General features: G+C 40.5%; 28 protein-coding genes. 8 read left to right on the top strand and 20 right to left on the bottom strand.

All coding sequences use genetic code 11. The annotated features are described in order from the left end of the window. Positions 1-22: 22 nt before the first annotated feature. Positions 23-868, bottom strand: a complete 846-nt coding sequence (locus ORH16_RS01320) for an aldo/keto reductase (protein ID WP_265455536.1) — start codon at positions 866-868, stop codon at positions 23-25. A 75-nt stretch (positions 869-943) separates the two neighbouring features. Next, positions 944-1792, bottom strand: a complete 849-nt coding sequence (locus tag ORH16_RS01325) for an aldo/keto reductase (RefSeq protein WP_265455538.1) — start codon at positions 1790-1792, stop codon at positions 944-946. Between the two features lie 126 nt (positions 1793-1918). Here ORH16_RS01325 and ORH16_RS01330 point away from each other — a divergent pair, with 126 nt between their 5' ends. Next, positions 1919-2812, top strand: coding sequence for a LysR family transcriptional regulator (locus ORH16_RS01330; protein ID WP_265455539.1), 894 nt, complete (start codon positions 1919-1921; stop codon positions 2810-2812). A gap of 89 nt (positions 2813-2901) precedes the next feature. On the opposite strand, the gene ORH16_RS01335 is transcribed toward ORH16_RS01330, so the two are convergent. Continuing rightward, positions 2902-4143 (bottom strand): PTS sugar transporter subunit IIC, encoded by a 1242-nt coding sequence (locus ORH16_RS01335; protein ID WP_265455541.1) that lies wholly within the window; start codon positions 4141-4143, stop codon positions 2902-2904. 12 nt (positions 4144-4155) lie between these two features. Further along, positions 4156-5082 carry a haloacid dehalogenase-like hydrolase gene (locus tag ORH16_RS01340; RefSeq protein WP_265456650.1) on the bottom strand — a complete coding sequence of 309 codons (927 nt, stop codon included), beginning with the start codon at positions 5080-5082 and terminating at the stop codon, positions 4156-4158. 175 nt (positions 5083-5257) lie between these two features. On the opposite strand from ORH16_RS01340, the gene ORH16_RS01345 reads away from it, so the two are divergent. After that, positions 5258-5980, top strand: a complete 723-nt coding sequence (locus ORH16_RS01345) for a GntR family transcriptional regulator (RefSeq protein WP_265455543.1) — start codon at positions 5258-5260, stop codon at positions 5978-5980. A 163-nt stretch (positions 5981-6143) separates the two neighbouring features. On the opposite strand, the gene ORH16_RS01350 is transcribed toward ORH16_RS01345, so the two are convergent. The 5 genes from ORH16_RS01350 to ORH16_RS01370 form a co-directional block, all read right to left on the bottom strand. After that, entirely contained in the window at positions 6144-7610 is a 1467-nt protein-coding gene (locus ORH16_RS01350; protein WP_265455544.1) for a hypothetical protein, read from the bottom strand. Next, entirely contained in the window at positions 7607-8152 is a 546-nt protein-coding gene (locus ORH16_RS01355) for an RNA polymerase sigma factor (protein WP_265455546.1), read from the bottom strand. Before ORH16_RS01355 ends, ORH16_RS01350 begins: the two co-directional genes overlap by 4 nt. Positions 8153-8469: 317 nt before the next feature. Further along, positions 8470-9510 (bottom strand): zinc-binding alcohol dehydrogenase family protein, encoded by a 1041-nt coding sequence (locus tag ORH16_RS01360; RefSeq protein ID WP_265455547.1) that lies wholly within the window; start codon positions 9508-9510, stop codon positions 8470-8472. Positions 9511-9645: 135 nt separating this feature from the next. Next, entirely contained in the window at positions 9646-10470 is an 825-nt protein-coding gene (locus ORH16_RS01365; RefSeq protein WP_265455548.1) for a prenyltransferase, read from the bottom strand. A gap of 37 nt (positions 10471-10507) precedes the next feature. Beyond that, a complete protein-coding gene (locus ORH16_RS01370) occupies positions 10508-11368 on the bottom strand; it encodes a LysR family transcriptional regulator (RefSeq protein WP_265455550.1) in 861 nt (286 codons plus the stop codon). 149 nt (positions 11369-11517) lie between these two features. Between ORH16_RS01370 and citD the strand changes: the two genes are divergently transcribed. The 3 genes from citD to citF are packed head-to-tail and all read left to right on the top strand — an operon-like array spanning position 11518 to position 14258. Further along, complete coding sequence (gene citD / locus ORH16_RS01375) at positions 11518-11814, top strand: citrate lyase acyl carrier protein (protein ID WP_265455552.1); 297 nt, start codon at positions 11518-11520, stop codon at positions 11812-11814. After that, the gene (locus ORH16_RS01380; RefSeq protein WP_265455554.1) at positions 11815-12708 is read left to right on the top strand and encodes an aldolase/citrate lyase family protein; all 894 of its coding nucleotides are present in this window, start codon (positions 11815-11817) and stop codon (positions 12706-12708) included. After that, entirely contained in the window at positions 12705-14258 is a 1554-nt protein-coding gene (gene citF / locus ORH16_RS01385; RefSeq protein WP_265455556.1) for a citrate lyase subunit alpha, read from the top strand. The genes ORH16_RS01380 and citF overlap by 4 nt, the downstream gene beginning before the upstream one ends. Here citF and ORH16_RS01390 read toward each other — a convergent pair. The 11 genes from ORH16_RS01390 to ORH16_RS01440 form a co-directional block, all read right to left on the bottom strand. Next, a complete protein-coding gene (locus ORH16_RS01390; protein WP_265455558.1) occupies positions 14141-14764 on the bottom strand; it encodes a DUF2922 domain-containing protein in 624 nt (207 codons plus the stop codon). The two genes, citF and ORH16_RS01390, sit on opposite strands and share 118 nt — an antisense overlap. Before the next feature lie 136 nt (positions 14765-14900). Further along, positions 14901-16289 carry a gluconokinase gene (locus tag ORH16_RS01395; RefSeq protein WP_265455560.1) on the bottom strand — a complete coding sequence of 463 codons (1389 nt, stop codon included), beginning with the start codon at positions 16287-16289 and terminating at the stop codon, positions 14901-14903. A gap of 75 nt (positions 16290-16364) precedes the next feature. Next, on the bottom strand, positions 16365-17783 hold the full coding sequence (locus ORH16_RS01400; protein WP_265455562.1) for a glycoside hydrolase family 1 protein: 1419 nt from the start codon (positions 17781-17783) through the stop codon (positions 16365-16367). A 15-nt stretch (positions 17784-17798) separates the two neighbouring features. Then, complete coding sequence (locus ORH16_RS01405; RefSeq protein WP_265455564.1) at positions 17799-19094, bottom strand: PTS sugar transporter subunit IIC; 1296 nt, start codon at positions 19092-19094, stop codon at positions 17799-17801. Positions 19095-19184: 90 nt separating this feature from the next. Next, positions 19185-19874, bottom strand: a complete 690-nt coding sequence (locus tag ORH16_RS01410) for a FadR/GntR family transcriptional regulator (RefSeq protein ID WP_322597274.1) — start codon at positions 19872-19874, stop codon at positions 19185-19187. A gap of 188 nt (positions 19875-20062) precedes the next feature. Then, the gene (locus ORH16_RS01415) at positions 20063-20230 is read right to left on the bottom strand and encodes a hypothetical protein (protein WP_265455568.1); all 168 of its coding nucleotides are present in this window, start codon (positions 20228-20230) and stop codon (positions 20063-20065) included. A gap of 34 nt (positions 20231-20264) precedes the next feature. Then, positions 20265-20624, bottom strand: a complete 360-nt coding sequence (locus ORH16_RS01420; RefSeq protein ID WP_265455570.1) for a hypothetical protein — start codon at positions 20622-20624, stop codon at positions 20265-20267. Further along, positions 20617-20826 carry a helix-turn-helix transcriptional regulator gene (locus ORH16_RS01425; protein ID WP_265455572.1) on the bottom strand — a complete coding sequence of 70 codons (210 nt, stop codon included), beginning with the start codon at positions 20824-20826 and terminating at the stop codon, positions 20617-20619. Before ORH16_RS01425 ends, ORH16_RS01420 begins: the two co-directional genes overlap by 8 nt. A gap of 218 nt (positions 20827-21044) precedes the next feature. Further along, entirely contained in the window at positions 21045-21341 is a 297-nt protein-coding gene (locus ORH16_RS01430; RefSeq protein ID WP_265455574.1) for a hypothetical protein, read from the bottom strand. A gap of 158 nt (positions 21342-21499) precedes the next feature. Next, the gene (locus ORH16_RS01435) at positions 21500-22111 is read right to left on the bottom strand and encodes a superoxide dismutase (protein ID WP_265455576.1); all 612 of its coding nucleotides are present in this window, start codon (positions 22109-22111) and stop codon (positions 21500-21502) included. An 87-nt stretch (positions 22112-22198) separates the two neighbouring features. Then, positions 22199-22633 carry a GtrA family protein gene (locus ORH16_RS01440; protein ID WP_265455578.1) on the bottom strand — a complete coding sequence of 145 codons (435 nt, stop codon included), beginning with the start codon at positions 22631-22633 and terminating at the stop codon, positions 22199-22201. 269 nt (positions 22634-22902) lie between these two features. Between ORH16_RS01440 and ORH16_RS01445 the strand changes: the two genes are divergently transcribed. The 3 genes from ORH16_RS01445 (at position 22903) to ORH16_RS01455 (ending at position 26660) form a co-directional block, all read left to right on the top strand. Further along, positions 22903-23712, top strand: coding sequence for a DUF1189 domain-containing protein (locus ORH16_RS01445; protein ID WP_265455580.1), 810 nt, complete (start codon positions 22903-22905; stop codon positions 23710-23712). 232 nt (positions 23713-23944) lie between these two features. Then, complete coding sequence (locus tag ORH16_RS01450) at positions 23945-24895, top strand: NAD(P)-dependent oxidoreductase (RefSeq protein WP_265455582.1); 951 nt, start codon at positions 23945-23947, stop codon at positions 24893-24895. A 199-nt stretch (positions 24896-25094) separates the two neighbouring features. Further along, positions 25095-26660 (top strand): glucosyltransferase domain-containing protein, encoded by a 1566-nt coding sequence (locus ORH16_RS01455; RefSeq protein WP_265455584.1) that lies wholly within the window; start codon positions 25095-25097, stop codon positions 26658-26660. Positions 26661-26806: the final 146 nt, after the last annotated feature.

The raw sequence follows: 26806 nt of genomic DNA on the forward strand, positions 1-26806 counted from the left end.
GTAAATCTGTTTTGTATTTCATTTAGCTGCCAAAGCTGGTCAAAAATTTGACCGTTTCTGGATCATAGTGGGAGAAAAATAGACTTTCCTTTTGATCTAAACTTTGAATTTCTGCCATCTCGCCATCAGTTAAGGCGAAATCAAAGACTGAAAAGTTTTCCGTCATGCGTTCTTGGCTGACGGTTTTTGGGATGACTACCACATTTCGTTGAATCAAATAGCGCAGGGCCACTTGAGCTACTGACTTGCCATGATTTCCGCCAATTTCTTTTAAAACTGCATTATTAAAGAAATCATTTTTTCCTTCGGCAAAGGGACCCCAAGACTCAATCTGAGTACCGTATTCCTGCATAATTTCCTGAGCTTGACTTTGCTGATTGAAAACGTGGGTTTCCACCTGATTAACCATCGGCTTAATGCGGCTATAAGTTGCGATATCAATGAAGCGATCCGGATAAAAATTGCTGACGCCAATGGCTTTCAATTTGCCGGCGTCATAGGCTTCTTCCATTGCCCGATAAGTGCCGTAATAATCATTGAAGGGCTGATGAATCAGCATTAAATCCAGATAATCGGTCTGCAGTAAACGCAGTGATTCGTCAATCGATGCTTTGGCTTTTTCATAGCCACCGTTTGTAATCCAAATTTTTGAAGTGATAAAAAATTCCGAACGGGGAAGACCGCTTTTTTTAACGGCATTGCCGACAGCCGCCTCATTGCCATAGGCTTGGGCGGTATCGATTGAACGGTAGCCCGTTTGAATCGCTTCACTGACGACCCGTTCGCATTCTTCTAAATCGGGAATCTGATAGACTCCAAAACCTAAAATCGGCATTTTCAGACCATTGTTTAGTGTTACATATTCCATAATTGTTCCTGCTTTCTGTTTTTTATAAATCTAAGTTGATTTGGAATAATTTTGATGAAAATTAGTTGCGAATTCTCAACTAATTTTCCAGGAGTTCATATTGCGGGCAACTTGTGGATTCGTCTTTTCGTTAAACAAGCTATGCTTTTGATTTAGCTGGTTTATTTTCATCAGCTCAGCTTTAGTCAATTGGAAATCGAAAATTTCAAAATTTTCTTGCAAATGAGCGCGCTTCACCGATTTAGGAATTACGGGAATTCCAGATTGGATTTGCCAGCGTAAAGCAATTTGCGCTGGCGTCTTTTGATATTTTTCGCCTATTTCAAAGAGCAGTGGATTAATGAAGAAACAGTTTTTACCTTCTGCCAATGGCGCCCAGCTTTGAATCGTAAAACCAAAATTTGCAGCAATTTCCCTTTGCTGCTGCTGTTGGAAAAAAGGATGCAGCTCAATCTGGTTGATGACTGGCTTCGTTTCCGTGTTCATAAAAAAATCCACCATCCGACTCGGATAAAAATTAGACACCCCAATGGCCCGAATTTTACCGGCTGCATAAAGCTCTTCTAAAGCCCGCCAAGCGCCAAAAACATCATTGTAGGGCTGATGGATTAAATATAAATCCAGATAGTCCAAGCCCAGATTGTCCAAGCTTTTTTCAAAAGCGGCGCTGGCACGCTGATAGCTGGCATCTTGAATCCAAAGCTTCGATGTTATAAAAAGTTCCTCCCGGGGCAGGCCGCTTTGTGCAATCGCTTGGCCAACCGCGGCCTCATTGCCATAAGCGCTAGCGGTATCAATCAGACGATAACCAATATCAAAAGCTGCGCTGACAGCCGCCTCGCATTCAGCCAAGTCGGTCATTTGAAAGGTGCCCAAGCCTAGCAGCGGCATTTCAACACCATTATTTAATGTTAATTTTTCCATGATGTCCTCCTCAAAATCAGCGTCCTAACCTGATGTGATTTATGATACTCCATCAGGCTTTGACAGAGAATCTCCAATAAGTTACCATTGTATCAACTAAAAGTTTATGCAAAAGGTGGGATTCTCATGCTGAGTCCAGCAGTTCAAGTCTTTATGACCGTCGCCAAAGAAGGCAGCTTCAGTAAAGCTGCCCAAAAACTCTTTATCACCAGTACGGCTGTGATGAAGCAGATAAATAATTTAGAAGCCCAACTAGGTTTTGCCCTTTTTACCCGTACAAATCAAGGTGTGCTATTGACAGATGCCGGTGAGAGTCTCAATAAAGACTGCCTTAACCTGCAAAAAACCGCCAAAGAAGCTCTCCAAAAGGCGCGCAAATTATCCGATACAACCGCGATTATCCGCTTAGGCACCGCCTCGTTGTCACCGGGCAAACCCTTGATTGATCTGTGGAACAGCTCCTATGGTAATTTTCCCGACTTTCAGCTTAATGTAGGTCCCTTCAATGAAAATCATACTCAAATTCTTACAGTTCTCGACAATTTAGGCACTGACTTTGATTTATTTGTTTCTCCCTGTGATGCCAAAAGCTGGCTAGAACACGCCAATTTTCTACAATTGGGCAGCTATTCAGTTGAGATGGCGCTGCCTCGAAATCATCCCTTGGCCAGCAAAAAAATGCTGGAGCCCACAGACTTCAGCGGCAAAACGATTATTATTTTTAAAGAAGGCGAATCAGACACAATGGATCAAGTTCGTCGCTTATTACAGGAACAAAATAGCAACATCACGATTGAAAGCACGGACTTTTACGATATCGACACCTTCAATTACTGCATCAAAAATAACTACTCTCTTTTGACCTTAGATGGCTGGCAGGACATCCATCCCGCTTTTAAAACCGTTCCAGTCAAATGGAACTTCCAGATTCCTTATGGCATTTTGTATGCAAAACAGCCAGCAACCCAAGTTGAGGATTTTATCGAGATTGTGACAGCGATTCAGACTTCGCAGCCTTAGGGGAATATTGCTAGAAAAAAATCCCTTTCCAGTCCAACTTAAGTGAACCTGCTGTTCATCTTAAGAAGGACTGAAAAGGGAAAGTTTTTTTAATCCGCTAATTCTCTTTTTAATTTTTCGTTATCGTCCATTTTAAAGAATGGATAGTAGATGGCCATATTGATGGCGATTGTAATAATTTGGATTACAGCACCGCTGATTTTACCGCCACTAGCTAGAAATCCAGCAATAACTGGTGGTGTTGTCCAAGGGATGACTGCCCCAACAGGTTTTCCAACAAGACCCCAATCCATTGCAAAATACGTAATCAGTGTTGTAACTACTGGTGCCACCACAAAAGGAATCACCATTTTAATGTTTAGGATAGTCGGAAATCCAAATAGTACAGGCTCGGCGACTTGGAAACTAACGGGAGCAATTGATAGTTTTCCGAGAGTTTTATTTTCTTTACTCTTAGAGAAAAGGAAGATTAAAATTGCTAGTGCCATTACACACCCCGCGCCACCGGAAAAGACAAAGTTATACAAAAATTCGTAAGTAATAATATTTGGCAATTCTTCTCCTGCTTGATAAGCAATCCGGTTAGCATCGGAATTTTGCAAGAGTAGCGGTTCAATAATAGGCCCTGTTACATTGGCACCATGAATCCCAAACATCCAGAAGAAACATTGAATGAAGATTACAAAAATGATACCCGGCAAAGTTTTTGTTAGCACGCTTAACGGCTTAGCAATCGTGTTAGCAATCAAAGCGTGAATATCATCAATCCCCGTGTAATGGGCAAGCAACATGATGATAAACCAAAATAAAATGATAAAAAATCCTGGTAAAATAGCAGCGAAAGCTCGGCTAACATTCGGTGGAACTGTTTCTGGCATCTTGATTGTGATATTGCGATTGACAAAAAATTTAAAAATTTCAGTGGTGATTAAAGAAACAATAATCCCAACAAACAAGCCAGCACTACCTAAATATTGCATAGGAAAGCCATTATTATCCAAAATTGGGGTTAACAGAACGAAGGAGCCTAATGATAAAAGTCCTGCTGATAGAGGATCAACTTTATAATGCTTGGCAAGATTATAGGCAATTGAAAAGGTTACTGCTAACCCAACAATCCCAAATGTTGAATTGGAAGCTTTATTAAGAAACGTTTGAATTCCGATGTCTGCTAACCAATCCGTAAAACCTTGGACAGGAAAATTCGCAACTAACATAAACACTGAGCCGATAATAATTAATGGCATCGCACTTGCCATGCCATCCCTTAATGCAACTAAGTGACGCTGACTGCTGATTTTGGCTGCAATATTTTGAACTTTATCAATCATTTTAACCACTCCTTATCGATAATTTGATTTCCCTAACATAATCATTTGATGGCGATAACCCCGAATTGCTTGACCTAAAGCAAAAATATTTTGTGGCAGGCAAATGCCATTGAAAGAATCCCCAATATGCTGAATATCAGCACCACAAGCTTTTGATGCTAAGCCAATTTTTTTAATCGTGTCAATGTCAGAGGAGTCTTGACTCGTACCATTGGCAGTTAAAATTAGCACTTTTTCTTTTATCGTTTTACCCACATTAAAGGCTTTGACATAATCAACAATTTCTCTTAAATCCTGTTCCATAAAATATGGCACAGTGTATGGTGCTGGCACCAGCAAAACATCAATTCCTGCTGAGATAAAGTCTTTTGCAATTTCTAAGTTCATGACCGGCTCGTCTACCCCGGCACCATGCATTTTTCCAGCGATAATTAACCCATCATAATGTTCTCTAGAGAGTTGGATGGCATTTTTTATCGCTTTATTTGAAACCCCAGCCCCGGGATTACCTGTCAAGCAGATAAAGCTGAAGCCTAATTTCTGAGCTTCCTTCAAGGTCTTTGGTGAAACAATCCGACCGATTGAGATTTCTGTTCGTTCTTCATTCATTGGTGCATTTAGATCAACTGGTTCCAAGTTGACGCCAATCGCTCGACCGGTGGCCCTTTTTATCCAAGTAATTGGATTTTCAGTAATATCATCGGGAACTCCCCGGATAATTGGATGTAACAAATCAAGTGCATTGAACATTAAAAGGTCCGCTCCTGCAGCTCTTTCTAATTCTGCATTGGTGACACCATTTAAAAAAGGATGATGCGTGGGTACGTTTTCCGCCATGATGGTCCGGCCTTCAGAGGCTAATATGGCTTGTTTTAAATCTAAGGGGCTTACTTCTAAAAAATCTTTTGCGGAAAAATCTAAAAGTCGTTTCAAATGAATTCACCTTTCTTTTGTTAAAATTTGTTATAACAACACTACTTTTAAATATATAATAAAACGCTTACTCGAGTTTGTCAATAATTTTTTGATAACTTTTATTAAGCTATCAAATCCTTTATTGACAAAGTTTCAAGTCTGAACGATAATGTTGTTATAACAAATTGAGGTGAACATAATGCGTGATAGTTCAAATAAAATTCCCCTTTATTATCAACTAGTAGATACCTTACAAGAGCAAATTGAAAATGAAATGAAGCCGAATGATAAACTTCCAACGGAAAAGCAAATTGGTGAGGAATACTCCATGAGTCGCACCACGGTTCGGTTAGCCATGCAAGAATTGGAAAAGCGTGGTTTTATTTATCGTATCCAAGGAAAAGGCTCTTTTGTTTCGGCTATCAAGCCGGAATCACTAAATTCTTTTTTTGACTTAAATCTCATGAACCATTATCTTGGTGAAAATCGTCAGGAATTAAAGCAAGATATTTTACTCTTTACAAAAGAACCTCCTAAAGTTAGCATCAGTCAAAAAATGGGCTTAAAAAAAGGCCAGAATGTTCTCAAGGTTCATTTACTGCACAAATTAAGATCAACTCCTGTAGCTTTTGAAAGACTAATTTTAAAAAACCAATATTTCAGTTTTTTAACTGAAAAAACTCTAACAGACCAAGGTATTGACCAACTCCTCCATGATAATAACTTGACTCTAAAAGCTATTGAGGAAACTTATAAAGTCGTTAATTTATCCAGTGAGGAATCCGAAATTTTAGAAGCTAATTTTGAACCTGCTTTAGCAATTTTCAAAGCAGGATACAATGAAGATAATGAGATGATTGTCTTAAGCGAACGGAAAATCTTAACCAGCAAGTTTTGCTATCAAAACTTTGTTGGGAAATGAAATATTGGTTATTTCAACTAGTAATACACTTGGGACCACTTAATTAAAAACGACTGGTAAAAGTCAGCCTTTTGCGCTAACTCTCACCAGTCGTTTTATTACTCAGTCAAAAATTGACACTCATTTTTAATTTAATCTTTTCTCTCTTCTTCCTTCAATATCCTTATTCAAACAACTTCACCCGTTCCAGTTTGGCTTCATAACCTTCTTCATAACTGTAGGTCGTTCCATCTAGGAACAAATCCGCCATATCACTGGCGGGAACCAAGTAGCCAACTTCAAAGGTGACTGCTTCTTGCCCGGCAATAGTGCCGATATTGTAATACCCCTTACCCTCACCATGATTGCTGAGATAGACGAGGTCACTAGAATTGCGATAGCCAATCTCCGCATATTGCTGTTCCCGATCAAAGAGATATTTAGGCTGATAAAAACCATCTACTGCTGTTAAGATTGAAGCATTCGCTTGAAAATAAAAATCAGGAAAAGCAACTGTGCTTAAATTTTTCAAAGTAACATTTAGTTTGACTAGCTTCATTTGGTCTTGGGTTTGAGCAGCCACTGTATCTAAAGTGTCCTTCCCATCTCCTCGGTTATAAAGAGTCTCCGTATATGTCAAAAAATTTCCTGCTTCATCAACTAAGCCCTCCTCCTTCATCCTCTCAAAGAAACCTTGCACAGACCAGTCGCTATCAGCATTTTCAACCTCAAATAAATTGTCGCTGACTGTCACATCATTGACCGTCAAAGCAAAATCTGTCTCATCATCAAGTTGCTGGCTCAAGCTAAAATGCTGTTCTTCGCCAACTTTTTTAATCAACTCACTATCCGTTGAGATGCGCCAAGGTGCCTCGTTGCCGCTTATTTCAGTTTCAGACGTTGCTGCTGTCTCTTCTTCAAAATCTGAAATTAGATAAGAATCTGAGGCGAGACCATCACCAGCCGGAACCAACTCAAGATTGCGAATAAATTCCAGTAGCTCTGATTCTGGAATGTCTTTGCCAATGAACAGTTGCAGCACATATCCTTCCTCCTCAAAAAGAACAAAGGCCGTCCGATCAAGATTGTCTGAGGCTTCATTTGTTTTTTTATGAATCAACCAGACTTTGCGACCCGCTAGCTCCATTTCTTCAGCAGAATCGGTATAGAGAGTCTCCAAATCCGTCTGTCCTTCATCAATTTGCAGCAACAGGGTGGAAATCGAGGCATCAGTAGCATCTGGATTGTAAAATTTCGCCGGGACTTCTCCTTCATTCTGAGGAATTGGTTGCAAGCCTTCTGGTAAGTAATGAACTTCTAAGCGATATTTTTCCTCTTGTTTTTTTTCCTGATTGGTAATTGAAATCAGACTGCTATAATTATGTTGTGAAAAGTATGTTTGCCAAACTTTACTGGCCCCGTAGACTGTTCCGGGAATAATAAAAAAACTAGCTAGCGCTGCAACAATCGTCAAATTCCGCTTAGAATAACGAATTTTATCTAGCCAAGTAAGCTTTTCGCCAGCTAACAAAACCCGTTGCTGGATATTTTTTTCGTTACTGGTATCAAATTGGTGGCCCATCATAGCGATAAATTGATCTAAGTTTTCATCGGATAGACGGCTTAAAGGTATTTCTTCATAAGCTTTCATTTGTGTAGACCTCCTTGGGCTAATAATAAAAATTCCATCTCTTTACGAATCTTCTTCTTGCCTTGGTACAGACGATTTTTGACTTCCTTCAAATCCATCCCCATATTTTCAGCAATCACTTTCGGTTTTAATTCATAAAAAAACCGCTGCAGACAAATTTCCTTTGTTGGCTCATCAATTAATAACAGGGCTTCAAAAAAGATATCCCAAATATCCGCATTTTCTTTTTCCGCCTCCGGTAAATCCTCCAATGGAAAATCGGTGATTTTTTCAAATAGGCGTTTGTTTTGCTTGAGCTTGTTTAGGCTCATACTTTTGGTTAATAGCGCTAGGTAATTCTTTAAAGAGCCTTTTTTCGGATTGTAATTACTTTGATTTTGCCAGTAGCGTAAAAAGACATCACTTACCAATTCCTCGACATCTTCTTTGCTGGCATGACGACCTAAAATTGATAATGCTACTGCATATAGCAATTTAGAATATTCTTGAATCAAGGCTGCTAATTCGACTTCCTTTGTTGCAGCCATCTCTTCTTTCAGCAATTTGCCATTCCCCCTTCGCCTATATATACAGAGAAATTTTCAAAAAGACTTAACTTATGACAAATTTTTTCAATTTTATTTTAGTCCTTCTTGGGCAATGTAGATAGTCCTTACATAGAATTTTACCCGCAATAGTGAGTCACAAAAGAGAACACGGCTGAATACTTTGACAGCGAGTTTACAAATAAAAAATCGAGCAGCTTCCCCCTCCGTGATGGAAACGAAGACAGGGTAGACACTCGATTTTTAAACTATTTTTTAGTTTTGTTTATTCTGAATCAAAGGTTTAACTTATCTAAAAAGTTAAACAAATTCTTTTAACCTTCATTAAACGGGCCGCTAACCACCACTTTTCCTAGCATATGGCCAGTTTCGACATCTTTTGTCGCTTGTTTTAAAGTCGCAGCGTTGATTCCATTGTCATAGACTTTATTGACCGTCGACTGCAGTTCGCCTTGCTCGGCCAAATCGGCAATTAAAGCTAGGGCGGCACCTTGTGAGTCCAGCAAATAATCATGATCAGTTTTGGCAAACATGTATTCCCAATCGAAACTTACGGAAAGATTTTTCCAGGCGCTCAAATCAAGTGCTTGAGTGACGCCGACAATCGTACCAACGTGTCCAAAGGGCTGAATCAATGGCGTGATTTGTTTAAGGTAGGCGGTAATATCGAATAAAACCGCGATATAATCAACTTTATCAACGCCTAATTCCCGTAGACTTTCGGCCAAATCCTCATGATAGTCAAGGGGGTGGTCAGTCCCAAATTTTTGCAGCCAAGCAAAATTTTTCTGACTTGCCGTGGCATAGACTTCCAGCCCGGCCCATTTTGCCAGCTGACTTAAAATAGAACCGACACCACCAGCTCCATTAATCACCAGAATTTTTTTACCGGAATTGGCATTTTTTGCTGGAATCAAGCCAAATTTATCAAAAAGCAGTTCATAAGCTGTCAATGAGGTTAATGGCAGAGCAGCGGCTTCTTCATTGCTTAAATTGTCAGGAGCTAAAGCGGCAATTCGTTCATCGACTAGTTGAAAGGCTTGGTTGCTGCCGGTTCGGGTAGTGGTTCCCGCATAAAAAACCCGCTGGCCCACTTTAAATTTTTCGACTTGGCTGCCGATTGCTACGACTTCGCCAACAGCATCAAAACCCAACACACGAAGGTTTTGGCTTTTGGTGGTCGTTTGTCGCAATTTTGTATCTACGGGATTCACCGAAATCGCCTGAATCTTGACTAATATGTCCCGTGGTCTTGGCGTCGGAACTTCAACTTTTACATCAATAAAACTGTTCTTTTCATCAATCGGCAGGCCTTCATAAAAGCCGATTGCTGACATCATTTTTTTCTCTGGCATAATCTTTGCCTCCTTCTACAGCTAAATTATGGAGCAAAGCAGCCAAAATGAAAATGATTTTGACTTTTAAGTAGAAAACTATTCCCTCCACTCGTCAAACGGCCTGTCTTAAAGTGACTAAAAAGTATTTTTCAATTACAGTCCTAGATTCTGCAAAATCTGCTGATAACGCTTGGTGGCCAGTTCACTCACCTGGCCTTTTTTACAAAATTCCAGTTTATTTAACTTTGGCGAATGCCGCTCCACTACAATTTTTCCGTCTTGCGTTTTGCTTTGTAAATAAGCAAAAGCTTCAAAAAAACGGGCATCTGTTTGCGCCACTGGATAATGGGATAACACGTAGACATACTGAAATAAATTGTAATCAGCAAAGGGATACTCGACTTGTTTAAACAGCTTGCCAATCCCATAATGGCAGGGGCTGATGGGCGTTTTAATTTCCCAATGCTTCAACAAAAATGCGACTGCTGCAGCTGCTTGCGGATTTTCGCTAAATTTTTCTCGGTGTAAAAAGGCATGCAAGACTAATAAGGTGGTCAATGGCGTTGAAAACTCTGTTTCAGGTCCCCGGCCATAACTATATTTATTGCATTTCCAACCGCCATCAGATTCTTGTGTTTCCAAAAAATAGCTAAAGGTTTTATCTAATCGGAAATCCTGCGCCTGTCCCAGCTGGCACAAACTCAGTAAAGCCAAGGCGGTGTAGCAAGGGTAAATGCCGCCCTTTGGATAAAGTTTAAAGCGGCCATCTTCTTTTAAAACTGAAAACAACAGTTCCACACTTTCTTGAATAACAGGCTCTGATACAGAAACCCCTAACTCCACTAAATACGTTGGCGCGATAACTGCATTCAAAGGACTGCCCTTCAATAGACGCAAATCAGAAGTAGTCCAATAATCAAAATCAAACTGGTTTTTAAAACTGAGAATCCATTCAATATCTGCTTGATAGGTGTGCATGTTTTGCCTCCTTTAAACTTCTAATTGGCTATCCTCTTTACTTTAATTTTTCCTCCACCACTTCTTTAAATAACCGAGCCGGCGCAATTTCCAGTGCCCTTTCTTTGTGCATCAAATAAGTGCGGCGAATAAAGGAACTGCCATCTTTAAAGGCAATCTCCTTTTTGTACCCTCCATAATTGACTAAGGTAATCTCGGGAACAATCGCCCAGCCCAACCCTTGATGGACAAACTCAACACAGGAATTGGCGTTGTCCACCAGAATATTTTCACTGGATAAGGTCAGTAAATCATTTTCAATCAACCAGCGATTGACCTCTTCTTGAAAATAAAAATCGCTTTTGCGGGAAATAAACGGCCGCTTACGCAATTCTTCAAAGGACAATTCCTCTTGACTGATAAGATAAATGCGATCCTCTGCAATCAATTGCCGCTGAAAATTCCCACCAAATTCGCCTCGGATAATCGCAATATCAATCTCGTCAGCCACTAATTTTTGATAAATGGTGCGGCTGTAATCCGCTGTGATATTTAATTTGACTAACGGATTTTGCTGGTGAAAAGCCGCTACTAGCTTTGGCAGTTCGTACTGGGAAAAATTAATCGAACAGCCGAGATTCAAGCTACCCCGCACACCGTTTTCAGAAAATTGCAGCTGATCCTTCAGTCTATTCAACAGACGTTGGATTTGGATGGCGGTAGTCAAAACTTCTTCGCCTTCCGCTGTAAAGCTAACACCGTTTTTTGAACGCAAAAATAATCTAACGCCCAGCTTCGTCTCTAATAGTGACAGGCGTTTTGATAACGACGACTGGTTGATAAATAACAATTGGGCCGCCTGCGTAATATTGCGGGTCTGTTGCAGTGCCAACAGCATCTCAATATCTTTTTCATCCATCAGACTCGGCTCCTTTCATCACTCTTTATTTACATATTTTACCATACTATCCATTCCTTTTACGCATGGTTCAAATGCTTTTTTTACCTTTTATTCTTATGCTGAAATCGGTTACTTTTAAAGAGTAGAAATTTTAGAGGAGGCAGCATATGAAAATCGAAAAAGCAGCAATTGCCGGCACTTTGGAATCCAGTGACGTCCAAGTTACCATCACCCCGAGTCAAGCCGGCAACCAATTTTTAATTGAGAGCAGTGTCATGAGTCAATATGGGAATCAAATTACCGCCTTGGCTCAAAAGGTGGCGGAAAATTTGGAGATGGAAAATGCCCAGATTAAAATCATCGATAAAGGGGCTTTGGATTGCACGATTAAAGCTCGGATTGAAACCGCCTATTTCCGCAGTATCGGCAAAAATAAAAATATCGCTTGGAAGGAGCTGATTTAAATGGCAGAAAAAATTAGACGTTCGATGATCTTCTTAAATGCGCAACGGGCGACTTTGGTCAAAGATGCCTTTGTCTATCAGCCGGACTGCGTGATTTTTGATTTGGAGGATGCTGTGGCGGAAAAGGAAAAAGACTCCGCTCGCATTCAGTTATTTAATACTTTACGGGATATTGACTATCAGGGAGTGGAGCGCTGGGTACGGATTAATGCGCTGGATTCAGCTTTATTCGAAGAAGATATTCGGGCAGCTGTCGCCGGCGGAGCTGAGGGCATCCGCCTACCCAAAACCGAGACTGCCGCAGATGTTCAATTAGTTGAGAAACTCGTGGCAGCAGCCGAAAAAGAATTTAACGTACCAGTCGGGCACACCATGCTGATGGCGGCGTTAGAATCGCCGCTGGCCATTATCAATGCTTACGAGATTGCCAAAAGTAGTGAGCGTTTGATGGGCATTGCTTTAAGCGGCGGCGATTTCACCCGCACCATGCATTCCAAACGGACGATTGCCGGTCAAGAACTATTCGTGGCCCGCTCGCAGATGCTAATGGCAGCCCGGGCAGCTGGCGTGATGGCTTTTGATACGGTGTATACGGATATTGATAATCCGGAGGGCTTTGTCGAGGAGGTCAACTTTATTAAAGACCTCGGCTTTGATGGCAAGTCGCTAATCAGTCCTAAGCAAATCAGCGTCACCCACGCAGCTTTTACGCCAGATGCTGCTGAGGTTTATCATGCTGAGCATGTGATTCAGGCAATTGAAGATAATAAAGAAGCCGGCATTGGTGTTTTAATTGTCGATGGTAAAATGGTCGATATCGCCCACGTTGAAGGGGCTCAAAGAATTTTGAAACTGGCAAAAGCTGCCGGCACCTATAAGGGGGAATTAGTGTGATTAATCAATTAGGTCGTGAGATTCCAGATGAATATTTAACTGATGGTCGGGAAGTTTTTCAAGGGCAATATTACCGTGAAGGCTATGAGTTCACCAAAAGTGCCCCCACCGTTAAAGCTCACGTTAAACCGCAAGAAAGTAAATTAGTCGCTTCCATCCGTGAAGCTGTTATCGCCGCTGGTCTAAAAGATGGCATGACAATTTCCTTCCATCACCACCTGCGCAATGGGGATTATGTTGTCAATCTGGTGATGAAGGAAATTCACGCATTGGGAATCAAGGATTTGTTAGTCTGTGCCTCTAGCTTAAATACCGCACATAACTATTTAGTTCCTTGTATTGAAGATGGCACGGTCACTGGTATTTCTACCAGCGGGATTCGTGATGAAATCGGCGAAACAGTTTCTGCCGGAAAATTAAAAAATCCAGCAATTATCCGGACCCACGGCGGTCGAGCTCGGGCAATCGAAGACGGATCCGTTAAAATTGATATCGCCTTCTTGGCTGCCCCAACCAGTGATGAATGGGGCAACGCCAGCGGAAAAGGCGGAAAATCTGATACTGGTGTTCTTTCTTATGTTGACGGTGATGCCCGCTATGCTAATAAGGTGGTCATCATCACAGACACTTTAGTTCCCGCACCAAATTTCCCTGCTAGCATCAAAGGGATTGATGTTGATTATGTGGTGGAGGTTGATTCAATCGGCGATGCGTCAAAAATTGCTACCGGCGTGCTACGCTTAACGACAGATACTAGAGAATTAATGCTCGCTGAAAATGCGGCGAAATGTATGTACCACTCCGGCTTATTCAAAGACGGCTTCTCCTTTCAAACTGGTGGCGGCGGACCTTCTCTAGCGACCACGACCTTTTTGAAGGAATTTATGGACAAAGCCAATGTCAGATGCGGCTGGGCCATGGGTGGCATCACTGAACCCATCGTCAATTTATACCGTGACGGCTACATCAACACCTTATTAGACGATCAAGCCTTTGATTTGGCATCGGTTGCTTCGGCCCATAGCGACCCACGGCATTTTGAAATTTCCGCTTCTCAATATGCCAATCCCTTTAACAAAGGAGCCTTTGTCAATCAGCTAGATTTTGTCATCTTAGGCGCTTTAGAAGTTGATATTGATTTCAATGTCAATGTTGTCCAAGGCTCCACCGGCATCCTTCAAGGAGCCCCCGGCGGTCATACCGATACTGCTGCCGGTTCAAAAATTGCGATTATTGTGGCGCCGTTGATTCGCAGCCGGTTAGCAACCGTCCGCAATCATGTGACTTCTGTGACGACACCAGGAGAAAGCATTGATATCGTCGTCACCGATTATGGCGTTGCAGTAAATCCCGCCCGCCAAGATTTACTGGAAGCCTTCAAAGATACCGATATTCCGCTAAAAACCATTGAAGAATTGCGGGACTTGGCCTATCAGTATGCCGGAGAACCGGAAGATATCGAATTTGACGACCAGGTTGTCGCCTTGATTGAATATCGCGATGGCACTTTAATTGATGTCGTCAGAAAACCCAAGAACTTTAATAAATAATCTGCTGACTGAGGGCTGAAACTGTGGAAATTTCGCAGTTTCAGCTGCCTCAGTTTTTTTGTTGAAACGTGATTGACAGTCCCTTTTAAAGAACTCAAGAATCTTTGGAGAAGGCTTTTGGAGAGACTTTTTGCTTCCTTATTACGCTGGATAAATTTTGAATAAAACTCAGTTTGCTTTTTCGGGGATTCTCCTACCGGTCGTCTAGCTACCTCCGTTTGCAGCTGATCTTTCACCAGCTGCTCTGTTTGAGCAACCGCTGTTTTTTCCTTTGGAGGGCGGCTATTACCATCATCAAAAATTACGGTAATCCGTTTTTCAACGTATTTTGCTCCAACAATTTCTGTGTAAAGCTGCACGCCATTGCGCTCAAATAGCTTTAAAGCAATAATCTCCTCCATCGCTTTACGTACTGCTTCAGCGGATAAATTTTGATGACAACACTCCACGATAATCCGCTTACGGCTGCCGTCTGCATTTTTAAATAAAAGATGTAGTTTGCGCATATTCTCGACTCCCCTTTTCTAAAAAACCCGTCATACTATATACAACTTGAGGAAGAGAAAAATCAACAGGTGAGGTGAAAAAAAAAATAAAAAACTGCCGAGAAAAAAATATCAGCAGTCCATCTGTAATATTTAATTAATAAATAAAGTAATTGGCAAATAATTTTTCATACTCTTGATGCCGTGTTTCATCCGGTACAAAATAATTTTCTTGCACCTCAGGCGTTAAGTCTTCTGTCTGATGCAAATAATATAAGCCAAAAATGGGTTCATTCTTTTCCGTCAGGTAGCAGGTCGCACCTAGAACATCCGCTGTCATCTGCGAGAGCTCGGCGGTTTGGAAAAAACCGCCGTTAACGGTAATTTCAATCATTTCTCCGAGACTCTCTTGCAGTGTTCGAATGTTCATCAAAACACCCTCGGTCACGGCCCGAACAAAGTCAGCCTTGCGATGCTGGCTCGTAATTTTTTGAAAACTAGCCGTTTGATCCATATCCCATAAAGGGGCCCGCTCACCGTTAAGATACGGAGCAAAACGCAATCCTTTAGCGCCGATTGGTGAAACTGTTAATGCTGCCGGCAGTTCTTGATAAAAATGAGCCGCTTCTTCAAATAAAATATCGCTAGCCCAAGCTAAGACATTGCCACCGTTGTTTGACGGTGCGCCGGTTACATACAGTTCGTGATGCAGATAATAACAAAAATTTTGCCGGATTGGATCAAGGCGGGGACTGGTTCGCAGCTTCCGCAAAGCTGCACTAGTCCCGATGGTTAAACTATTTGGAATGCCGCTAGTTTTAAAGCCAGCATAGGTCGCTAGGCTGCCATCACTGGCACCAATCATGATTTGACAATCCATTGGCAATGAAAAGTCAGTCGCAGTTTCAGCTAAAATCGGAAATAGCTCGGTAGTGTCTGTCAAAGGTGCTAGTTGTTTTTCTGACAAATCTAGAAATTCTAAAATTTCTGCATCCCAGGTTAAGGAATTCAAATTGAGCAGGCCAGTTGCTGAGGCCGTGGCCAAATCTAGACACCATTGGCCAGTGAAAAGCTGCATCAAACACTCCTTAAGTCCATACCATGACATATTTTGCGGGTAAGTCTGTTGCTCATTAAAGTACATAATCTTGGCAAAGGGTGTCATCGGATGAATTGGCGTGCCGGTTTTTAAGTAAAACTGGCGAGCGGTATCACTGCCTTTAAATTTTTTGACTGTCTCTTTGGCTTGGGCATCTGACCAGAGGAAAATATTCTCAGAAGAGTCATTTTCATAAGGAAATAAACTGTGCATCGCCACACTAAAACCAAGTGTTTTTATCCGCTGTCGCAAATCATCTGGAATAGCCGCAATCCCCGCCCTTAACTCTTGATACAGCTCACTGCGTTTTTGAAAACGGGCAGCCCCCACTTGATAAGTTTTTGACAGCTGCAAGGTCTCCCAGACAAGCTGACCGTTGTCAATTAAACCAAATTTAATGGCGGTAGTCCCGATGTCGATACCTAGAAATAGTGTTTGATTTTGCATGATAATCCCATCCTTGTCCCTGAAAAAATTGCAAAAAGGCTGAACTGTGCCAGAGCCAGAGTTCAGCCTTTTAACTTATTTATATTCCTGTTCGTCTGCTACTTCAAATTGACGGGTCTCGATAATTGATTTATACCACAGTCCCGACTTTTTCATGGAGCGAGTGCGTTCTTCATTTAGCTCAATCCGCACCAAGCCATAGCGATTTTTGAAGGCATTCATTGGAGAAACACAATCAGTAAAGGCCCAGAGCATATAGCCTTCACAGTTGGCTCCTTCTTCGACAGCTTTAATTAAATAGCGTAAGTGCTGTCTGATAAAATCAATGCGATAGCTATCCTGCACCATCCCAGTTTCATCTTGATACTGCTCTTCGTTCTCCCGGCCCATGCCATTTTCAGTAATCAGCCAAGGAATATTGCCGTAATTATTTTTCAGATAAAGGGCCATATCATACATCACCTGCGGATAAATTTCCCAACCGCGGGAATTATTCATCTGCTTGCCTGGTAAATCAAAGGTGTCATAGAAAATTTCTGGATGAAACGGTGTCTCTGCATTTGGCGCATATTTTGGTGAGCGCACCCGCTTAGGATAATACTGGTTGACCCCTAAAAAGTCCAAGGTATTTTCCTTAATCGTCGCCAAATCTTCAGCGGCCGTTTCAATCCAAACCCCATGAGCTTGACAAATATCAATCAATTCCTGTGGGTAAATTCCTTTAATCATTGGTGTAAAGAAAATCTGATTAAAAAATAAATCATACATAGCGGCGGCTTTTTGGTCGGCCTCAGAGCTAGAACGGGCATACACCATCTCAGGATTTAAAACACAGCCAATCCGGCCTCCTTGATTTAATTCATGATAAATTTCAACAGCCTTGGCACTAGCCAAAACTTTATGGTAATTCCACAGCAACCACTTCTGCGTGTTTTGCTCATGGGGCCAACGCATCGCATCTAAATAAATACGGGTCTGCGGCACAATCGGTTCGTTAAAGGTAAACCACTGTTTGACCCGGTCGCCAAAACGTTCAAAGGCGATTTTGGCATAGCCAGCATACAAATCAACGACTTTTCGCGAAGACCAGCCATCGTATTTATCAGATAGGACTGCAGGCACTTCATAATGCTCCAAGCACAGCATTGGTTCTACACCCGCTGCTAACAGTGCATCAATCACATCACTGATGTGCTGAGCATAGTCTTCATCAACAATTAATTGTTCATGATCAGTGAAAAAGCGGGCCCAATTGATAGAAGTCCGATAATGCGTTAGCTTGATTTCCTTCATCAAGTCAACGTCATCTTGATATTTTTCCATAAAATTGGTAGCAACTGCTGGACCATAGCCGTTGTGCCAAACAAATTTTTCATTTTTATACCAACGATCCAAATAGGAATCTTGGTTTTCCTTTTTGCCAACCCAGCCCTCAGTTTGCCAAGCGGAAGAAGCGGCACCGATAATAAAATTTTCAGGAATTGTGATTTTCATAAAGCTCTCCTTTGATTAGCGACTTTCTTTATTAGAAATCTTAACGAATGGTAGATAGATTAAAATTGCGACAACAATACAGACTGCCTGAGTGATGACCGCACCGATGTCGCCAGCTGTTGCCAAGTAGGCATTCACGATTGGTGGCATTGGCCATGGTACCATCACGACGGCTTTGGCAGCAAAGCCTAATGAAGTTGCAAAGTAACCGATTGTCCCAGTTACTAACGGTGTGATGATAAATGGAATCGCCAAAATCGGGTTCAACATAATCGGCATTCCGAAAATCACCGGTTCATTTATATTAAAAATACCCGGGGCCAAAGATAGCTTCGTAATTTCCCGCATATCGTCTCGTTTACCCACAAGTAAAATAGCAACTAATAGACCAATGGTAACACCAGAACCACCCATACTCATATACATATCCCAAAATGGCATCGTGATAATATTCGGAATCTCTTTACCGGCTTGAAAGGCCTCTGTATTGACCGCAATCGCAGCTAATAATAACGGTTCGCGGATTGGTTTAACCATCTGATTACCATGAATCCCAATCACCCAAAAGACTTGAGCTACTAGCATTAGAATTAAAATTCCCGGTAAACCTTGCACGACACTTTCTAAAGGTCGTTGAACAATATTATAGATGATGTCATAAGCATACTGACCGGTAATTGCTTTGATAGCAAATCCCGCACTGGCAATTACTGCTACCGTGATGATTGTTGGAAATAGCGCTGAGAAACTAGCCGATACATTGCTTGGCACAGTGTCTGGCATTTTGATTTTCAAGCCTTCTCGTTTGCCTAACCAGCTATACAATTCGACTGAAATAATTGCAACAAACATCCCTAAAAATAATCCTTTAGTGTCAGTGTATTGTTTTGCTAAAACATTTTCCACTAAAACGGTGGTATCATTATTAACCAATTCATAGGTTGTTGGATTGACTGATAAATAAGACATGACAGCTAAAATCCCAGGAAATACCCCATTGATTTTGTTTAGCTTAGCCAGCTCAATCCCAATTAAAAATACGGCATAAATTGTTAAAAAGCTCAGCGTTACGTAACTCACCGCTGACGCAATCGGTTTCAATTGTTCTAAGAACCTTAGTGCATTAATCTGAGCTAAACCATTCTCAGCATCGAAAACCATTGCAGAAAATAATGTCCCGAAAGCCCCCGTGATAATTACAGGAATTAATGCAGAGAATGCATTTTTAATGACCATGATGTAGCGTAGATTGTTAATCTTGTTGGCGAAGCTCCCTAGTACATCGGTTAGTTTGTCCATAAAACCACTCATTTTTTCTCCTCCTCAAAATAAAAAAGTCATCTGATGTATTTCAATATAAAATACATCAGATGACTTGTCAACTTTTTTTTAAAGCGTTTTCTATTTTTTTTTCATAATCTTGCGAAACTCCTTGCGATTAGTGGCCATATGGACTGTCATTGTATCAAAGGCCTCCAGCTCGTCATGATTGCTGATAGCCTCTACAATGTCTGAATGCAAGGTTATCGTCTCACGTTTCAATCGCTCGACATTATAGCTTTTGTTAAAGAGGGCGATAGATTCGTTAATTACTGGAATGATATGGGTTAGCCCGACATTTCCACTAGCCTGAGCAATCGTCGTATGCAGTTCAATGTCCAATTGAACGTGATCATCTGTTCCCTCTAAAAAAGAGATTTCAATCTCATCTTTTAAATACGTGATTCGCTGAATTTGCTCTTCTGAAGCATTCTTAGCTGCTAGCGCTGCCATCTTAGGTTCCAGCAAGTAACGTAGCTCAAACAAATCTAAAATCATCTTGTCTTGATCTTTTATCAAAGAAAACCCTAGGGGATCTGTCGCAATCCCCCGCTTATCGCTAATAAAAGTCCCTGATCCTTGGCGTACCTCTAAAATATTACGGGAAACTAGCACACGAACTGCCTCCCGTAAAGTGCTGCGTCCAATATCTAGCTCCTGAGATAACTGGTACTCATTGGGGAGTTTATTGCCAATTTTTAAATCATGCGTTTTGATAAAGGCAATGATTTTATCTGTTGTCTGTTCTACCAAAGTTTTTGTCGCTTCCACAAGCATGCCCCTTCCCTAATTCATCTGATGTATATGCTTTCATTCTAATTAGTTTTCTAATTTTTTTCAAGTAATAAAATGAAAACTCTTTTTTGATAAAAAACATCTGATGATATTAGAAGGCATTATTCAGCATAAGCGTCTGAAACTAGTAACAAACTGATTCTCTAAATTGTATCAAGAATTTTTTAGTTCTCCCACAACCTCAAATCCATCTCAGCAAAATACAACTGCTGACTGCCGGTAAAACGAACTAAAACCTGTTCTTTTTCATCATAGAAAACGACAACACCATAGATTCCCTTAAATGGTCCATCCAAGGGAGTGACACCATCGCCAATTTTAAATTGTTTCATATTATTTTTCCTGCTTTCTTTAACTTAAGTTCAGTTACATTTTTTTATCTAGAATAAATAGAGAGCTGATGCGGGTGCCAATCAGTAAATATGGCGTTACAATGCCCATAAAATAGAGAAATTGAAAAAGATTTTCCTTTTGAAAGGCTAGTTCAAAAAAACTGATGCGTTTTAAGAAACCAAAATCTGAACACAATAAGACTATTAGAACAAAGGTTGCCAAGATGGCAGCCGCACCATACGTAATTTGATTGCCTTTACTGACAATCAACTGCCAGCGCTCATCGTTTTGATAAACACGGCGCTTTCTTAATTCAAATAGCACAGTGCCGAAAGCCGCAAGTCCTAAAATTAGCAGACCAAAAATATTGAGTAACTCAAGCACATCATTCATCCTCTTCCATCTCCTGACTAAACACCTCTGTAATCGGTACAGCAAAGACTTTGGCTAACGTAAAGGCCAGGTCCAGCGAAGGCGTGTATTTGTATTTCTCAATTGAAATGACCGCCTGTCGCGATATACCAGCTCGCTCGGCCAAATCAGATTGCGTCCAATCTCGTTCAGCCCGTAAAACTTTCAAACGGTTTTTTATCATAACTCCGTCTCCTTTAGTAACAGCTACTAAACATATTGTAATCACTTAGTTACATTTAGTCAACAAGAAGAGACAAAAAAGTATTCAACCTCACATTTAGTCTTGGTTGAATACTAAAAATTCCGATTTAATTTTGGAGATTTAAGAACTGGCATTTAATTTAACTATTCAGACAGCTTTCCAAAGATGAGCCATAAGCTTTATGAAATTCTCAGCAACTACACTCCTGTATATTTAGCAAAATACAAAAAGTCCATCGCCGGTTCCAGCGTAAAACGGTCCAATGTTGTTTGCGTGGCAGAATCAACTGGTGGATTTTCAACTTCATAGATGATTTCCCCGTTTTCAAAAAATTCCACCGGCGAGACATCGCTGGTTATCGCGATTAGCGGATGGCCGGAAAAGAATAGATGGGTGTGCAGGGCTGCTTCTGTTGAGATGTGCAGCAGAAAAAAAGCGCCAATCACTATGCCCAGTGCCCAGCCTAAAATAAGATTTACTTTCTTTGCCTTCATTTGATTCCTCCTATAAATTAAGCCCTTTCAAAATAGTATACTTGATTTGTGCTTCTGCAGGACAAAACTAGAGGAAAAACAATGGTTCTTTAAAATTTTTTACAAAAAAAGCCCGCCAATCCTTTTACAGACGGCGGGAAAATAGTATTGATTAAAGCTTAGATAGTTGCTTCTTCAAAGTTTTTATTTACTTGATCCCAGTTAATAACTTCCCAGAAAGCTGCGATGTAGTCAGGGCGCACGTTTTTGTATTTCAAGTAGTAAGCATGTTCCCAAACATCCAAGCCAATCACTGGTGTTTTACCATCAGTTAATGGAGAATCTTGGTTGCCAGTTGAAGTGATTTCTAATTTTCCATTGTTGACTACTAGCCAAGCCCAGCCTGAACCGAAACGGCCAGTTGCCGCAGTTTTGAATGCTTCTTTGAATTTTTCAAAATCGCCAAATGCATCATTGATAGCATCAGCAATTGGGCCAGTTGGCTTGCCGCCAGCGTTTGGTCCCATAATTTTCCAGAAGAAGCTATGGTTAGCGTGGCCGCCGCCATTGTTGCGTACAGCTCCACGAATATCTTCAGGGACTTCATTTAAGTTCGTTACTAATTCTTCAACAGTTTGTTCGCCAAGTTCTGGATATTTTTCAATTGCTGCATTCAAATTAGTCACATAAGTGTTGTGGTGTTTGTCATGATGCAAATGCATAGTTTCAACATCGATATAAGGTTCCAAAGCATCATAAGCGTAAGGTAATTCTGGTAAAGTGTAAGCCATTTTAAAGTCCTCCTCGAATTTTAAGTACAAGATAAGAGTACCATTCACTTGTGAAATCTTCAAAAGATATGCTTCCTTATTTTCCCGCTATTCTTCCGTTGTTTTTTTAAAAATGAACAATTTACTGAAGGCATAATTGGCAACCACAACCAGCACTTGGGATACCAGCTTGCCAACAATGACATTCCATTTGAAAACGTCAACAATCACATACAAGGAACCGTTATCTATTCCCAGTGATAAAATCCGGTAAAACATAAATTTCAGCCATTCCCACACCAGCTGACCGGCAGTTTCGCTCTTTGTTTGGAAAACAAAAATTTTATTAGTGACAAAAGCAAAAAGGACTGAAATGAACCAGGCGATTGTATTCGCCACAATATAATGATGCAAAAAAGCGTTGGCGATAAAAAAGACGCCCATATTGACGACAGTCGTTGCGCCGCCGAAAAATAAATAGGATAGAATTTCCCAGTAGCCTTTATCCTCTAAGATTTTTTTCCATTTTTTAAAAAATTCCATAACCTGCTCCTTCAAAAAGTTCTCCTATCTATCTTAAAATAAAAATGTCTAGAATACTAGTCATCCCCGTCACAAATCTGTTCACAGTCAATTCACTGAAAAAGATGATAATAAAAAACGCCTTCGCCAAATTCTTCATCAGGTTTTGGGCTAATTGAAACAAGTGCCCTTCAATAAAAAACAATCTTCAAGAAAAAGCGGGACTTGCCTTGTGTTTAGTGCCGCTCTTCGATAGAATACAAACTAGATAGATTAAGAAAGGAACCATCATGACAAACTGGAAATTATTTTTAGCTTCTTTTTATCAATTCGACCACCTGCAGGCTGCCCGCAAAATTCCTTTTTGGAAAACAATTCTCTACGCCTTGTTTCTAGGGGTGATTTTAGCACTGCCGATTGCTCAAGGGGTCTTTTCTTTTTTTGGTGATATTCAGACCGACGGCACACAGATTGCCGCTGAGATTCCTGATTTTCATTTTGAAAACGGTGAAATCGTCACGGATGACACCGAGGGCTTTATTTATCAAACGGACACCATAGTCTTTACCTTTGACCCAGAAGGCCAGCGGACACCGCAGGAAATTTCAAGTGATTTAGTAGGCAACTTATTTAGTGTTGGCTTTTCCAAAAATGAGCTGATTATCGCCTTTGCCAACTCGGATGCTATTGCGGCCGTCTTTGGCTCCAATATTTTTGAAATTCCCTATGATAATGATACTTTAGCGCAACTGACTGGTGCCGATGTCCGCCAGATGCTGACAGAAACGCAACTACCTTTATGGATGGAAGCTTTAGTCTTTTTATTTTTACTCTATCCTGTTTGGCTGAGCCTGATGTTTACCTTGCTTTTTGGGGCTATCACCTGCTTTTTATTTAGTACACTAAGACGAATTCGTTTAACCTTTTTTGAAACCTTGAAAATCTCCGTCTATAGCGCAACGGTGCCGATTATTTTATCTGCGCTGATTTCTTTCTTTTTACCAGACTTTGATGTTTCACTGTTTACAATGCTTTTGACCCTCTTCATCTTTTCAAGGGCCACCAAATCATTAGCTCCTAAACCACCTGTTATCAAATAAAGACAACCTCCGTTAGTTTAAAGCTCTTCACCAGGATAGCTGAGACTGACGGATTTTTTTGCTGATTATTTTTAAATTGGAAATATTTTGAGTTTATTAAACCTGTACACTTTTTTTCTCCACAGTCAACCAACCAGCCTTTCTTCCCGCTAAACGGCGAGATATTTTGCTGAAAAAGGTTGCCTTTGCTACAATGTAACTAGCAAAATTTACAAAGAGAGAGGTTTGCTTTATGACACAACCAATAATTTATGCCACCCGAAATTTTAAAGACGAGTTTTTAGAACAAATCAAAACGATTGCCCCAGACTATCGTTTCCAAACTGAGCTAGCGCCAGAGGATATTTCAAATGTCGAAATCACTATCGGCTGGGATAAAAAGCTCGCTCCAGATTTATTAGTCAACCATCGTTTGAAATGGGTCCAATCCATTTCAGCAGGAGTTGATTATCTGCCCCTCAAAGAGTATCAAAAAAATAGTATTCTGCTTTCTAATTCCAGCGGCATCCATGCCACAGCGATTACTGAGCATATTATCGGCGTTTTATTAGCCTATTATCGAGATTTACTGACGATTGCCCAACATCAGGAAAATACGCTGTGGCAGCATCGCAACGAGCTGACAGTCGGCCAATTAGCAGAAAAGAAAATGCTAATTGTCGGTACCGGCCATATCGGTCAGAAAACAGCCCGAGCAGCCAGCGCACTTGGTGTCCAAGTCTACGGAGTGAACACCACTGGACATCAAGTGGATGGCTTTTTTGAAACCTACACCTTCAAAAATTTAAACAAAGTGGCTCAGGGCATGGATATTATTATCAATATTCTGCCTTTGACAGCCGAAACAACTGCCATTTATGATAGTACCTTCTTTAGCGGGCTGCATCCTGCCAGTATTTTTATGAATGTTGGCCGAGGTCCTTCAGTTGTCGAAGATGATTTGGCGAAAGCCTTGGAATCAGGCGAAATGGCCTTCGCCGCTCTGGATGTCTTCAAGACAGAACCATTACCAGCGGATAGTATCTTATGGCAGACAAAAAATCTGCTAATTACCCCCCACATGTCTGGTGAATTGGTCGGTTTCCAAAAGAAATTTATGAAAATTTTCTTAGCCAACTTGAAATCCTATGTCGCCGATGGAAAATTGGTGGAAAATGAAGTGAGTTTGGATAAGGGGTATTAAAGTTTTGAACCTGTCGATTGTTCGGCAGGTTTTTATTTTTGAAAAAGTCTAAAGACAAAGAGAGTTCCATGCCTCGTAAAATTATCTTCTACTTCTATTTTGTAACCCTTATCAGTCTCATAAACAGACTAGTTTTCCTCAAAATCCACTGGTATAATCAACTTATTACGTGTTTAAGCACCTCAAATACGTGAAATAAATGACAGAGGATTTAATTCAAATGTCCACAACTTCAAAGGAATCCACAAGTATTTTTGCCTTTCTAAAGCAACAACTGGGCCTAGCCATTTTTTGTTTAGTGACTGTTGCACTTGTTTATGCCCCTAAAATATTCAATTATAGTTTCAGTATCGACACAGAAAGAATGTTTGCCGATCCAGAAGGAACATTGAGCTGGTGGCTGGCTCTAAACCGCTATGGCTTAGTATTTTTAAAAAGAGTTTTACCCTGGGGTACTTCTATTTATCCTGTTTTTATAAATGTGATGACTTATTTTTTGCTGACAATTACAGTTTTACTTCTTTGTTACATGTTTTGGCGATCCTCAAAAAAAATTTCCACACCAACCCTCTTTATCGCTTCGCTAGTTGCCATCACTGCTCCTAGCACAATTGAGCAGACTAACTTTATTTTACAAAGTATAGAAGTCCAGCTAGCTGTTATTTTTCAACTAATAGCTATTTTGATGATTCAAATATCTTTTGAGAAGAAAACCAAAACCGTATCTACTTTATTGCTGACAGGCTCCTTGTTTTTATCAACTTTTTCGTTTGCTATCTATCAATCTTTACAGGTTTCTTTTGTTGTCCTAGCAATCCTTAGTGTCTACTTAAAAACCACTGAAGAAACAACTATTGTTGACTATCTTAAACAAGCTATCCCATATATCGCTATTCTTGCTCTATCTTTCATTGGCTATTTAGTCATCAATAAGCTTGTCTCTCAGATTTTTAATATTGCCGCAAATGGTTATATTTCCTTTGATTTTTATTTTTTACAGATCCCAATAAAGAATTATATTGTTGAAACTGCTTGGCTGCTGATCCAAAATCTTTTTTCTATTCATAGGCCTTTTTTCCTTGGTTTTGCCTCTGTATTTGGTGTGTTATTCCTTCTAGCTGTCCTTTTCAATCGGAAAAATACGCTACAACGAAAGATTTCTTTAATCATTACTGTTGGCGTGCTATTTTTATGCGTCAGTTTCCTAATACTGACACTTGGGTGGGTAGGACCTATTCGCAGTTACTATCCAACCATTTATTTCGTCTTGTTCTTCTTGACAGCTGCGATTGCTACTGAACTTGACTCTCTAAAGCTCAAACGTGGCTTACTACTATTTTCCTTAGTTATCAGCCTGTTTCAAAGTTTTTCAACTTTCCGTTTAGGCCAGACTACCAATACGATTTTTCAAGAAGAGCGGACAATTGCTGAAAGTATTCAAACTGAAATTGCTAATCTAGGGATTACTGACCCTGAAAATTATCAACTTGTTGCTTACGGGGAAATTGATTTTTCTGGTTTACAAATTTTGAAAGGTGAAATCATCGGCGCTTCATTTTTTGAATTCGACACCGATGAGCCGACTGGAAACACCCGCAGAATCGCTGATTTTCTATTCGCTGAAGGTTTTCCCATAGGCTATTCTGAAGATTCGGCCAAATATCAAGAATTAGCCGCAGTAGCACAATCCATGCCAAGTTATCCAGAGGATGGTTACTTGCAGGTTATTGATCATTATGTAGTGGTGAATCTTGGGGAACAATAGCTAGTCTATCTTCATTTCTTGAAATGAATGATGGGCATAAAAAAAGTGACATAGCTATTATCAGCCAATTTCTATCAATAAAAAGAATCACAAATTAATAGTTAATAAGGAAAATAGAGTTTTCTCAAATGAATTTATATTTACCC

The sequence above is a fragment of the Enterococcus sp. HY326 genome (genome assembly GCF_026157065.1).
GTDB lineage: Bacteria > Bacillota > Bacilli > Lactobacillales > Enterococcaceae > HY326.